Consider the following 13,421-nt stretch of genomic DNA (forward strand, 5'->3'; position numbering starts at 1 on the left):
AATGCATTTTTCAAAAGCCTTAAGGTAAGCCCCTTAAGCACTGCCCATGGCTTTATTTCTGCGTGTAAACAAACCTGCAATAAATTTGCCTATCATGCGGAAAAACCAGCCAATATCCGACAATATTAAGTATAAACATGGAACCAAAATTAAGGTAACAAGGGTTGCATACATCACGGCGAATCCTAGTGAGACTGCCATCGGGATAACAAACCCCGCCTGCAGACTCGTTTCAAACATAATAGGCAGCACGCCAGCAAAGGTTGTGATTGAGGTCAGCGTAATGGCTCTAAAGCGAGAGCAACCGGCATCTATAACCGCATCTCTAATGCTAAAGCCTTGTGCTCTTCTTTGATTCACAAAATCTGTCATAACCAGTGAATCGTTTATCACCACGCCGGCTGCCGCAATAAGACCAAAGCTTGAGAACATGCTGATGTCCATGCCAAAGAAGAAGTGCCCCCATATTGCGCCGGTAAAACTAAAGGGGATCACCGACATTATAATAAGCGGTTGCGCATAACTTTTAAGCGGAACAGCTAACAATATATAAACCATGATCATGCCTGCGGCAAAAAACATCATCTGCTCAGATTGCTGTGCCTGTTGTTCTTCAATTTGTCCACCTAGTTCAGTTTTCACTGAAGGGAAAGCCTCTTTCAACGCGGGCAGAATATTATCTTTAATGTTCTCAACCACTTCGTTTGGTTCAATGACCTGCTCGTCAATTGAGCCCCAAATGTACACACTGCGGTAACCTCCTTCGCGGCGAATGTAACTTATTCCTGGTGCTTCATATAAGTTAACGACATCACCTAACATGACTTCTTGACCAGTAGGGGTGCTAATGACCGCATATTTTAAATCGGCAAAGCGTTCGCGAGTGAGCTTTGGATAACGCACCATCACGCGCACCTCTTCACCGTCACGCAATATACGCTGCGCTTCGCCACCGTAAAAACTGGCGCCCACTTGCGCCGCAATGGTGGTCAAATCGAGACCTAAATCGTAAGCAACAGGTTTTAATTCCATCTGTACTTCTTTGCTGTCAGGGTCGATGGTTGAGCTCACATCGAAAATGCCTTTTTCACTTTGCAGGCGATCAATCATCATGCGCCCAGCGGCGTTTAAGGTGGCAATGTCAGAGCCAAACAACATGTAGCCAAACTCTCCGTCATCACCGCCGCCATTGACATCGTCTTGGATAGTAAACGATTTCATGCCGGCAATCTCTGGCATGGCCTCACGCCATCTGCGAGCAAGCTCAAAGGTATCAAAATGACGATCATCTTCATCTACCAAAGGTGCCATTAGGCGGCCTTCTGTTCTGCCATTATTCCACACTAGAATGTCGCGGACCATCGGGCTACCGTATTCTTCAATGATTTGCTTATCGACTTCTAATACCACGCGCTCAACTGTTTTCAGCGCTTCAATCGTCACCTCGTCGGCAACGGTTTCGCTCATCTCAATATTTATACTTGGGAAGTCATGCGGCACTTTAGGCTCGGGTATCATGCGCACATAGTTCGCTTGAATAAGGCCAAAGCTGATAATTAAAAGCGCAATAAAGGTACCCAGCACTATCCAGCGCTGACCGGTGCACGCGGTAATAAAACGTTTATATGGACCTTGAATAAAGCCAAAGTAGGCGGAATTAAATCTCTCACGCCAGCCGTTTTCTTTTAAAGGCTTAAATGTCGAGTGGGCGATGTGGGCCGGTAAAATGAGCTTTGACTCAATCAACGAGAAAATCAAACATAAAATGGCAACGCCAGCAATGTTGATAAAAAAGTCGCCCATGGGACCCGACGTAAATACAAACGGAGCGAACACGGCTATGGTTGTTAGCACCCCAAAGGTTGCGGGTGTCGCTACGCGTTTAGCGCCTATAATCACATTGCGCACGCCGCCGCCTTTTGCCTCAATTTCAGTGTAGGCGCTCTCGCCAATTACGATGGCATCGTCTACCACAATCCCTAGCACCATAATGAAAGCAAAAAGCGATAGAATATTAATGGTAATGCCCAAAAACGGCATCATCATCATTGCGCCTAAAAAGCAAACCGGCAAACCAATCATGACCCAAAATGCGAGCTTAATGCGCAAAAATACGGCAAGCATCAAAAACACTAAAATAGCGCCCTGGGTCATGTTGCCCAGCATCATATCGAGTCGACCGTTAAGGTAGTAGGTCATATCAACTAGCAGTTCGAGGGTCACGCCATCGGGCATCGACTTATTTTTTTCTTCAATATAGGCTTTGACTGAATCGGCCACAGGCAGCATGTTTTGTTCGCTCGTAGCGCTTACGCTTACGTAGATTGCGTTATTGCCATTGTATTTGAAGTAACGCTCACCCTCGGTAAATTCATCTTGTATAAGCGCAACGTCTTTTAACAGAACCTGTGCACCGCCAGCACCAATCTTGACCGGAATGTCGCGAAACTCCTCGCCTTTGTAAAACTGATTTTCAACTCGCACAGCAATCATGCCGCTATCGGAGCGGATTTGCCCAGCCGAAAAGTTAGCCGAATAGCGACGAATCGCTTGCGTGATATCGTTAATGGTTAGATTGTACTTGCGCAGCATCTCAGGTTTTATTTCGATGCTTATCTCTGCATCTGGAGCACCGGCGTTGGCAATTTGCACGTTAGCTAACTGCAGAAGCTCGTCTTCTACCTGCATTGCAATGGGTTTTAGCTCGGTAAGTGGAAGGTCGCCAACTACCGACATTTCTATCACTTCTTGGCGCCATTCTATTTGCGAAATATTAATGGGCTCCATTGCTGCCGGGAAGGTGGCTATGCCGTCAACTTTGGCTTTGATTTTGTCTAATACGTCTGGCAGGTGTTCACTGGTGTGAATTTCCATAGTGACTCGACCGCCGCCGCGCCAAGAGCGTCCTACCGACTTTTTAATTTCTGTTACATCCGAAATCGCTTCTTCAATCTTTATAACAATGTTTTCTTCAATTTCCTTGGGAGACGCGCCAGGGTAGGAGACGTTTGCAGTAATGTAATTAATTTCGATGTTCGGGAACATCTGCTTTTGAATAGTAAAATAACTAATGAGTCCCATGATGATGATAAATGCCATCAACAGGTTGGCGGCCACTGGGTTTTGCGCAAAGTAGGCAATAAGCCCGCTTGGCATCGCTTGCGATTCAGAAGAAGATTTTGAAGGCTGTTGAGTGTCCATGTATCTTCTCCCTAGTTTCTGTAGTAGGAAATAAGTGCTTGGTCAGGCGTTTTCACCTTCACTTGCATACCGTTTTGAGGGTATTCGGGCAACTCTTTTACTAAACGTGAGTCTGCTTGTATGCCGCTCGAAATGTAAAAGTAGCTGCCTTCTTCACGAATCACTTCTACGCTGTGCGATTGCAGTCTGTCTTCGTCGTCTAAAAGCCATATTTTTCGGTTGTTAACTAGAGACTGGGGCACTTTATAAACGTTTCGTAGCTGCTTGCCCTTTAGGTTTACCTGTACGTAAGAACCAAATTTCAAGGACGGGGCGTCGGAGTCGAGGCTGTAGGGGTCATTTACCTGAATAACAAGGTGGAGCATACGCGTGGCCTCATCTAACACGCCTAAGTCGCGTGCAATAAAGCCCGACCGTTGAATTGATGCTTGGTCTTTTGTTGTGATTACCGTTTCGTTGCCCTGCATATTGTCGAGTAAAAAAGGTCGGTCAAAGCCCGCAATTGGCACAATGATTTCGGCGCTCTCTATGTTGCTTAATGACGCAACTCGCATGCCGGCACTAACGTATTGTCCTGAGCCTATTTCTCTAGACATAACAAGGGCATCGTAGGGGGCGCGTACTTGCGTTTTAGCAAGGTTTCGTTCAGCGATACGCAAAGATGCTTCGGCAGATTTAAGCTGGGCCTGAGCGCTTAATACTTGAGGTTTGCGCAAATATAAATCAGACACTTGGCTGTCGGCAAGATTACGCGCTTCGCGCTGAGCTACTTTTTGTCTTGCGAGCTCTTCGGTAAGTGTTGCTTGTGCCAGTGACACTTGCGCCTCGGCCTGCAGTACGGCAGCCTCATAAGCATCTGCTTCTATACTCATTAGCACTTCACCGCGCTTTACAACGCCGCCTGCAACAAACTGAGGATTCCAGCTAAGCACTTCGCCGCTAACTTGCGCCGCCAATACAGTCGTTTCGAGAGGCTTGACCTCACCAAAACTGTTAATTTCGATATCATGATTAACCGGCACTAGGGTTTCAACACTCACCGTCGGCCGGACATCTTTAGGCGCTTTTTCCGCCTCGTCTTCTGCCGTTGCCTGTATGCCCATACTCACGCCAACCGCGAGCGCAAGAATGCCTAAAAATGCTATTGTTTTGAGTACCGTGCTTTTCATTTCTCTTTGTCCTTAAAAGGGTATGCTGACACTATAATCGACAAGTGTGTACAAGGTATGTGCCAAATGTAACGAAATATAAAAATTCCTTTGCAAGCCATATTATTCGCGGTTTTCAGTTTAGTAAATCGGGTGCAAATAAAAAGACCACTCGTATTGAGTGGTCTTTTTAACTATCAAGTTAGGAAATTTGACTACATCTTAGTAGTTTGCGTTACCCGGTGTTCGAGGGAAAGGAATAACATCCCGTACGTTTTGTACACCGGTGACATAGGCAACCAAACGCTCAAACCCGAGTCCGAAGCCTGCGTGTGGAACGGTGCCGTATTTTCGCAGGTCGCGATACCATGCGTAATCCTCGGCGCTTAGCTTCATTTCGGCCAATCTGCGGTCAAATACATCGAGGCGTTCTTCGCGCTGTGAACCACCAATAATCTCGCCAATACCCGGAGCTAAGACGTCCATGGCAGCAACGGTTTTTTCGTCGTCATTAATGCGCATATAGAAGGCTTTAATGTCTTTAGGATAGTTTTGCATAATAACCGGCGCGCCGACGTGTTCTTCGGCGATATAGCGTTCGTGTTCAGATGATAAATCAACGCCCCATTCAACAGGAAACTCAAAGCGTTTGCCGCTTTTTTGCAATATTTCAATCGCTTCGCTGTAGTCCATGCGCACAAAGTCTGAATCAACGACCGACTGCATACGTGATATTACGTCTTTGTTGACGCGCTGCTGAAAGAAGGCCATGTCGTCGGCACGTTCAGTAAGCACTGCCTTAAATACGTATTTTAAAAGGTCTTCTGCGAGCTGTGCGATAGTAGACAGGTCAGCAAATGCCACCTCAGGTTCGATCATCCAAAATTCAGCAAGGTGGCGACTGGTGTTAGAGTTTTCAGCCCTAAACGTAGGACCAAAGGTATAGACTTTCGACATTGCAGTGCAGTAAGTTTCTACATTCAACTGACCCGAAACGGTTAAGAATGTTTCTTTACCAAAAAAGTCTTGGCTGTAATCAACCTTACCTTCGTCTGTGGTAGGGATGTTCATCATATCAAGCGTAGATACACGAAACATTTCGCCCGCGCCTTCGGTGTCAGACGCCGTTAGTATTGGTGTGCTTATCCAGCAATACCCTTGCTCATGAAAGAAACGGTGGATAGCTTGCGATAAACAGTTTCTAACTCGGGTAACTGCGCCAATGATGTTGGTGCGCGGACGCAAGTGTGCGTGCTCACGAAGATATTCGATGCTATGACGCTTTGCGGCCATCGGATAGGTATCAGGATTTTCGACCCAGCCAACAACCTCAAGGTTTGTTGCTTCAATTTCAAGGGCTTGGCCAGCGCCTTCAGACTGTTTTACAACGCCGGTAGCGCGCACGGAGCACCCTGTTGTAAGGCGCAAGATATCCTCGTAGTTCGCTAAGGAATTGAGTGCCACCACCTGCACGGGATCAAAGCAACTGCCGTCATGCAGCGCAATAAAAGACAAACCGGCTTTGGAATCCCGCTTCGTTCTAACCCATCCTTGAACCTGAACGGTACTTGCTACGGGGTGTTTACCAGCCAAAACGTCGGCGACTGGGGCGTTGGTCATAAAAGTCTCCATATGGTGTGCTTTTGCATTGCAAGGCTTGTGAGATGAAACGTTTGCACAACGCATCTTGCTAACAAAAGCTGAATATCCGCAAAAATGTGCCTTTGCACTCGCATTAAAAGTTAATGCGCCCTAGTATACTTATCCAATATGAGGATGCCACTAGTCAACGCTCAATATGCAAAATAAAAATCAAAAGTCGCAGGTAGGCCATGAAGTTGACTTGGTTTTTCCTAAAACCACGCAAACTAAACGTAAGCATGAGCGTCGTAAAATAGCGCGCTCTGAGGACTTATTTTTTCAATTTGTGGTGGGCTTAAACATCACCGCATGGATGCTGTTGGTGGTTTCTTTAGTCGTTTTTCATTATGCACGCCCAGAGTTTATTAGTGGTGTGCAAACGTATTGGGGCATAGAAGGGCGCGATTTCTGGTCGCAAGCCTACTTACAAAGGCTCTTGGCCCTACTGCAAGCATGTTTAGGCTTAAGCTTAATCGCCTTTTTATTGCGCGCCCGCAGAAATAGAAGACACTCTGACCCACTAGCAGTTAATTTGTTGGTACTCGCAGGGATATCGCTTGTGAGCCTCTTCACGCTATACATTGTTTTATAAACGGATGTTTTGTAAATGAATGCCTTGTAAATGAATGCTTGAGAAATGCATGCCTTGTAGTTGGATACCTTGTTGTTAAACGCGTAATGTTAGCCTGCGTTATACTCATTTGAGCTGTCGAGATTGTGAAAAAGCATCAGCGCCGTGAATCAGCACCATAAATCAACGCCGTAATAAAGGCATCTCGTCGTGCCCTATACCCTCCCCATAATGCGCAGTAACAATTTGCAAAAGAAACATATAAAAGAGCACATGTTTCGATTGTGCAACAAGCCTGTATTGCACGCCATATAAAGACTTCAGCGTAGAATAATTACAAATCGCTCACCCTTTCGCCTAGCGCCGTTGCCATTGTGCAACACATCCAGCTAAGCTGTTTGCCCGCAGTGCGCTAAATTATCCGTAAGGTTATGATTTTATTTGATAAAATATTACTGGCACGCATATTGATAAACCTGAGTAAGTAAGCGCATTTAAGAAAACTCACCAGCGTTTCAATCGCACGGCGAAGCGCAAATGATATGGCAACATGACGGCAACAGTACAAACGGTAATTCATAAGCAAAGTAACTCACATAACAAACGCTTTTGAACACCAGATGTTGCGATAATCAGAGGAAGGGCGATGAGAACCTACAAAAAAATAATGATTATGGGAATGAGTGTCATCGTGGCGCAGGCGGTTATTGCGACGTCTCAGGCCGAGGCGCAAGAGGGGCTCTTTAATAGCTTAGATAAAAACCAAGACGGGTTGATTTCGCAAAGAGAAGCTGCTGGCAACACAAAAATTTTAGAAAATTTTACGCGGGTAGACATCAATGAGGATGGCTTCCTAAGCATGGATGAGCTCACGTCCAGCCCATTTTTAACAGACTAAGTTATCGGTTTTGTGGGGCGCTTTGCTTTGCGAGTGGCGGGCGTCCCCTTTTTAACAAAACGATATTAAGTTGATGGAACTACTTTGCTGTGCAATGCTAGCCATAGGGAAATACGAGTCGGTAAATAAAGTGCAAATACGTTCACTACGTCAGTTGGTGCTTGGTAGCTACATGGTCGCGCTTGTTCCGTTAATTGCGCTGTTGTGGCAAAGCCAGCAGGATTTTGACGATGTAAGCTATATCACCACCGTCAACACACAGTTTTTCGTTTCAGTAGCCAGCGAGTTACGTGACCTTGAATTGGTTGGTGAAGACGTTGAACGGCTGATAAAAGGTTACCAAGTTCTACCCAATCCACAGCTAGACGAACTGGCTGATTTTGCGATCGTGCGATTTGAAGACAAACTCGCCTTTTTGTGTGATGCACTAAGAGGGCTGCCTGAATGCACCGTAATGGAAGGGCACATCAAAAAATTACGTGATTACGCAGACTTTAACGACCAATTAGTGACTAACGCTCATCTTGCTCGATTTTCGCAATCAATTGATATTTTAAAAGAACAGGTAAACAGCGCCGTTGGGGTGAGAATATCAGAACAGCAGGCGCACTTAGATAACATCCAGAAACGTCAAGGCTGGTCAACAGGTGCCTTGGTTTTGTTGTCTTTGGCGTTAATTTTAGTGGCCGCTCAGCTTATTGTAAAACCGGTTCGTAAACTTCAACAAATCATCAAAGCAATCGCCACAAACAGTAACAAGCTGCCCGCTAGGTCTGATTCGGCACCGAGAGAATTGATGGCGGTCGAAAAAGACCTGTTTTGGCTTAATGACCGCCTACAGCAGCTTGAAAAAGTACGAACAGCTCTGTTGCGACATGCCTCACACGAATTAAAAACGCCCTTGGCGAGTATAAAAGAAGGCTGTGCCATTTTAGAAAACGAAGTGGTTGGTACCTTATCAAGCGGTCAATCTGAGGTAGTGGGTTTATTAAATGGTTCAACAGAGCGGTTGAACTTATTGGTAGTCAAACTGCTTGATTATAATGCCTTGCTCCAGCAAGCCGAGCCTACTTTTGAAGAATTAGACATTACCGAAATCATCGATGATTGTATTCAGCAATATCAGCTTTTGCTCTCTCAAAATAAGCAGAGGGTTGATGTTGAGATTGCCAAAAATCTATCGGTATTTAGCGACGCCGAACTGCTGCGGAGAATTTTAGATAATTTGGTGTCAAACGCTATAGCCTACGCAAAAACAGAAAGTACGATTTATGTGAACGTATCGCAAGATGCGAGTTTTACCATTATCGATGTACTTAACAGCGGAAAGCCGATAGGCGAAGAAGCGAGAGCAGAACTATTTGAGCCCTTTAAACGCGGCAAAGATAAGCGAAACGACAAAGTCATGGGCGCCGGTTTGGGCTTATCAATCGTAGCCGATTGCGCGAGACTGCTGCACGGTGATGTTGCCATCGAAGATGTTAGTCAAGCCGACGTATGTTTCAGAGTGCGCCTGCCAAGGAGAAGTTAACCAATGAAAATTGTTTGGATATACCTTGCTGTAATAATGCTTTCGGGTTGTGAGTTGTTAGAACAAAAAATGGGTCCACTAAAAGACGCAAGTGTAAATAAGACGACGTTTTTATGCGAAACTGATGAGGCTCTCGAAACCTTTGAGGAGTTCTGTCAGGTAAGAGCATGGGCTGAATTTTATATTGATGCAGACCAGACGCCTTGGTCGCTTAGGCATGAGTCTATTAAATCGCTTGGCGATGAACCAAAGCAACAACTGCAAAAGGTGTTACTGAGCCAGGGCATCGATACGCCTTATGCTAACCGACTTCGCGCCCAAAATTGGTTGAGTGACATTAGCAGTCTGATGGACGAGAGAATGAATCAAGTGGCTACCGTGTTTGTGCAGAAACCGTCGCAGCAAATGTTAGAATTGGAGTCGGCCATTACGATTTTGAGTCGCGTTAATGCTCGCCAAGAGAAAACCATCACAGATTTACAAGAAACTTTAAATATTCGCAGCGACGAAATGCAAAAACAGCGAGAGCAGGTTGAGCAATTATTGAAAATCGAAGCTGATATGTCTGACGAAAAAAGGAGCAATTAGTCTTGAGCGAAGAATTACAAGATGCGAAAACCCCCAAACTCTTGCTGGTTGACGACGATGAGAGCTTGTTACGATTAATGTCGATACGCCTAGAGGCCGAGGGCTTTGACGTGACTAGCGTAGACAACGGCACACAGGCTTTGCGTTTAATGTTTAACAATCAGTTTGATGTGGTGTTGAGCGATTTGCGGATGCCGGGCATGGACGGACTGTCGTTGTTCGACGAAATTCTGCAGGAACATAGAGACTTACCAGTGATTTTGATGACTGCGCACGGCACGATCCAAGATGCAGTAGCTGCAACTCAGCGCGGCGTGTTTAGTTTTTTAACCAAGCCGGTCGACCATGACGAACTGCGTAAAATTTTATTAAAGGCGATTTCGCAAACCCGTAAAAATGATTTAGGCGACTGGTGCAGCGAAATTATCACGCGCTCGCCTGACATGATTAAACTGCTCAAACAGGCTGAACAAATTGCCGACAAAAATGTTAGCGTGCTCATAAACGGTGCCAGCGGTACCGGAAAAGAGCTTCTTGCGAAGGCTATTCATAAAGCCTCGTCGCGTGCGCAAAAACCTTTTGTTGCTATTAACTGTGGTGCGCTGCCGGAGAACCTGCTCGAGTCTGAACTTTTTGGTCATGCTAGAGGCGCTTTTACTGGTGCAGTGCAGGCAAATCCAGGTCTGTTTAGAGAGGCAGATGGCGGTACTCTATTTTTAGATGAAATTGGCGATATGCCGCTTAGTTTGCAAGTGAAGCTACTACGCGCCTTGCAAGAGCGCTCTATAAGACCAGTCGGCAGCGCAGCGTCGATTGACGTAGACGTAAGAGTCATTTCAGCGACGCATAAAGACCTGCAGGAGGCGATGCAGGACAATGAGTTTAGAGAAGATTTATACTATCGTCTCAACGTAGTAAATTTAGATATTCCGAAACTCAAAGACCGTTTTGAAGATATTCCGCTGTTGGCAGATTATTTGTTAAAAGAGAGTGCGAAAAAACACGGCATTAACGTACGAAAGTTTGCAGATGATGCGGTAAACATGCTCACCAAAGCAGATTGGCCGGGTAACGTTCGCCAGTTAGTGAACGTGGTAGAGCGTTGTGTGGCGCTAACAAACAGCAAAATTATTCCTGCCTCTTTAGTGGAGCAAGCGCTGTCTCAAGAAACAGAGTATTGGCCTACCTTGACCGAAGCGAGAGATTCGTTTGAGTATCGCTATTTATGCCGTTTGCTACAGCTCACCGACGGTAATGTTACGCGTGCATCTGACATGGCGGGTCGAAACCGAACCGACATGCATAAGTTGATGAAAAAGCACGGTCTGAATGCAGCCGACTTCAGGACATCTGATGTTTAATCGCTATGCATGTTTAGTCAGCGCATAGCGAATTGCCTGACTCAAGCATTCAATTTGCTGGTTGGAGCAAATAAACGGCGGCATCACATACACGAGTTTGCCAAAGGGGCGTATCCACGCTCCTTGGCTAATAAAATCGTGCTGAATATCGGCGACATTAACAGCCTGTTTCAGCTCCACCACCCCAATTGCCCCTAAACATCTAACATCCGCAACGCTCTCTAATGCGGCGAGCGGCATCAGGCCTTGTTTTAACTTAGTCTCAATGCGCTTGATATTGGCCTGCCAGTTGCCATTTTGCCAAGTGCTGTTGAGCAGCACATCAATGCTTGCATTGGCAATGGCGCAAGCGAGGGGATTTCCCATAAACGTGGGGCCGTGCATAAATACGCCGGGCTCACCTTCACACACGCCCAATGCGACTTGCTCAGAGCAGAGCGTGGCAGCCATGGTTAAATATCCACCCGTTAGCGCTTTGCCAAGGCACAATATATCGGGACTGATGTCAGCATGATCGCACGCGAAAAGCTCGCCCGTTCGGCCAAATCCCGTCGCAATTTCATCACAAATTAGTAGCACATCAAACTCGTCACACAATAAACGACACTGCTTGAGATATTCGGGATGATACATCCGCATGCCACCGGCACCCTGTACGATAGGTTCGAGTATCAAGGCCGCAATTTGATGATGGTGCTGCTCTAAAATATCGCGCATTGGCGCAATTTCGTCTGGATGCCATGTACTATCAAAGCCTATTTGTGGGGCTGGGGCGAAATAGTGTTCTATGAGCGTTTTTCGAAATAAGCCGTGCATGCCGTTTACAGGATCGCATACCGACATTGCGGCAAAGGTATCGCCATGATAGCCGCCACGTGGGGTCAGCAGTTTTGCTTTCTCTTGTCGCCCCTGACAAGCCCAATATTGAATAGCCATTTTGATCGCAACTTCAATTGATACTGAACCTGAATCGGCCAGAAATACACGGTTGAGTCCGGCAGGGGCGATACTCAACAGATTTTTGCATAAATCAACCGCTGGCTGGTGGGTTAAACCACCAAACATCACGTGAGAAAACGCATCGATTTGCGCATGCGCTGCTGCGTTTAGACGCGGATGATTATATCCGTGAATAGAAGCCCACCACGACGACATGCCGTCTACAACATGTTGACCGCTGGCAAAAGTAAGCTCAGCGCCATTTGCTCCTATTACCTCATAGCAAGGTAGCGGAGAGATTGAAGAGGTATATGGATGCCAAATATGCTGTTTATCAAATTCAATATTGTTCAAATTATAACCTGTAGTAAAACTTTTAGGCGCGCTAAGATTGACAAAGCGTTTAGGGGGCCTAGACTAGAGCCAATCTTGTTTTGAGTAAACCTTTTTATGCCTTCACAAATTTCTAGTACACCGCGTCATGATTGGACGCTAGACCAAGTAAATGCACTGTTCGCCTTGCCTTTTAATGATCTTGTTTTTCAGGCTCAAAGCATACATCGTCAGCATTTTGACCCAAACTATGTGCAGGTAAGCACGCTGCTTTCAATTAAGACCGGCGCATGTCCAGAAGATTGTAAATATTGTCCGCAGAGTGCGCGCTATGATACCGGTTTGGAAAAAGAGCGCCTTTTGGAAATTGAAAAAGTGATTGAGCGAGCAAAAGAAGCAAAAGCTGCAGGTTCAACACGGTTTTGCATGGGCGCGGCGTGGCGCAATCCAAAAGACCGCGATATTCCTTACGTGGCAAACATGATTAAAGAAGTGAAGGAGCTTGGCCTTGAAACCTGCATGACACTGGGCATGTTAACTCGCGAGCAGGCGGTTGCGCTCAAACAAGCAGGTCTTGATTATTACAATCATAACCTTGATACCTCTCCAGAGTTCTACGGGGAGATCATTACCACGCGCACCTATCAAGACCGCTTAGATACCTTGCAAAATGTTCGTGATGCCGGCATGCACGTGTGTTCAGGTGGTATTGTAGGGATGGGAGAAAGTGCTAACGACCGCTCGAGTTTATTGATGCAGCTTGCAAACCTAGAGCAGCAGCCTGAGAGCGTGCCGATTAACATGCTGGTAAAAGTAAAGGGCACTCCGCTTGATAGCGTTGATGACCTAGAGCCCTTTGAGTTTATTCGTACCATTGCGGTGGCGCGTATTATGATGCCGAAAAGCTACGTGCGCTTGTCGGCCGGGCGAGAATCGATGAATGAGCAAATGCAGGCAATGTGCTTTATGGCTGGGGCTAATTCTATATTCTACGGTTGCAAGTTGTTAACAACATCTAACCCGGAAACCCATGAAGATGTGATGCTGTTTAAAAAACTCGGTATTAACGCTAAACAAACCAAGAGCTATTCAGATGAGGCATATGCAGCGGCATTACACGAAGAAATTGAACAAAATACCGGTTCAGAGTTATTTGTCGATGCCACTAAAACATCAATAAAGCAGGCGAAACAGACCACGAGCGCATAGG

Annotated in this window: 10 protein-coding genes; 6 read left to right on the plus strand and 4 right to left on the minus strand. The window is 46.1% G+C overall.

Annotated features, from left to right (window positions below):
- Window positions 1-33 precede the first annotated feature (33 nt).
- The 3 genes from ACFO4O_RS01945 to asnS all read right to left on the minus strand — a co-directional run bounded on the left by ACFO4O_RS01945 (window position 34) and on the right by asnS (window position 5,969).
- Window positions 34-3,201, minus strand: coding sequence for an efflux RND transporter permease subunit (locus tag ACFO4O_RS01945; RefSeq protein WP_382405611.1), 3,168 nt, complete (start codon window positions 3,199-3,201; stop codon window positions 34-36).
- Between the two features lie 11 nt (window positions 3,202-3,212).
- Window positions 3,213-4,370, minus strand: a complete 1,158-nt coding sequence (locus ACFO4O_RS01950) for an efflux RND transporter periplasmic adaptor subunit (protein WP_382405612.1) — start codon at window positions 4,368-4,370, stop codon at window positions 3,213-3,215.
- Window positions 4,371-4,571: 201 nt separating this feature from the next.
- Window positions 4,572-5,969 (minus strand): asparagine--tRNA ligase, encoded by a 1,398-nt coding sequence (asnS, locus tag ACFO4O_RS01955; RefSeq protein ID WP_382405613.1) that lies wholly within the window; start codon window positions 5,967-5,969, stop codon window positions 4,572-4,574.
- Window positions 5,970-6,147: 178 nt separating this feature from the next.
- Between asnS and ACFO4O_RS01960 the strand changes: the two genes are divergently transcribed.
- The 5 genes from ACFO4O_RS01960 (at window position 6,148) to ACFO4O_RS01980 (ending at window position 10,939) form a co-directional block, all read left to right on the plus strand.
- Window positions 6,148-6,582 (plus strand): hypothetical protein, encoded by a 435-nt coding sequence (locus ACFO4O_RS01960; RefSeq protein WP_382405614.1) that lies wholly within the window; start codon window positions 6,148-6,150, stop codon window positions 6,580-6,582.
- Window positions 6,583-7,207: 625 nt separating this feature from the next.
- Window positions 7,208-7,459 carry an EF-hand domain-containing protein gene (locus ACFO4O_RS01965; RefSeq protein WP_382405615.1) on the plus strand — a complete coding sequence of 84 codons (252 nt, stop codon included), beginning with the start codon at window positions 7,208-7,210 and terminating at the stop codon, window positions 7,457-7,459.
- 73 nt (window positions 7,460-7,532) lie between these two features.
- Complete coding sequence (locus ACFO4O_RS01970; RefSeq protein WP_382405617.1) at window positions 7,533-8,990, plus strand: sensor histidine kinase; 1,458 nt, start codon at window positions 7,533-7,535, stop codon at window positions 8,988-8,990.
- Window positions 8,991-8,993: 3 nt separating this feature from the next.
- Window positions 8,994-9,578, plus strand: coding sequence for a hypothetical protein (locus tag ACFO4O_RS01975; RefSeq protein ID WP_382405618.1), 585 nt, complete (start codon window positions 8,994-8,996; stop codon window positions 9,576-9,578).
- Window positions 9,579-9,580: 2 nt separating this feature from the next.
- Window positions 9,581-10,939 (plus strand): sigma 54-interacting transcriptional regulator, encoded by a 1,359-nt coding sequence (locus ACFO4O_RS01980; protein ID WP_382405619.1) that lies wholly within the window; start codon window positions 9,581-9,583, stop codon window positions 10,937-10,939.
- A 3-nt stretch (window positions 10,940-10,942) separates the two neighbouring features.
- Here the strand turns inward: ACFO4O_RS01980 and bioA are convergent, their stop codons facing one another.
- Complete coding sequence (gene bioA, locus ACFO4O_RS01985) at window positions 10,943-12,232, minus strand: adenosylmethionine--8-amino-7-oxononanoate transaminase (protein WP_382405620.1); 1,290 nt, start codon at window positions 12,230-12,232, stop codon at window positions 10,943-10,945.
- Window positions 12,233-12,328: 96 nt separating this feature from the next.
- Between bioA and bioB the strand changes: the two genes are divergently transcribed.
- Complete coding sequence (bioB, locus tag ACFO4O_RS01990) at window positions 12,329-13,420, plus strand: biotin synthase BioB (RefSeq protein WP_382405621.1); 1,092 nt, start codon at window positions 12,329-12,331, stop codon at window positions 13,418-13,420.
- Window position 13,421 lies beyond the last annotated feature (1 nt).

It is taken from the genome of Glaciecola siphonariae (assembly GCF_042652645.1).
Taxonomy (GTDB): domain Bacteria; phylum Pseudomonadota; class Gammaproteobacteria; order Enterobacterales; family Alteromonadaceae; genus Glaciecola; species Glaciecola siphonariae.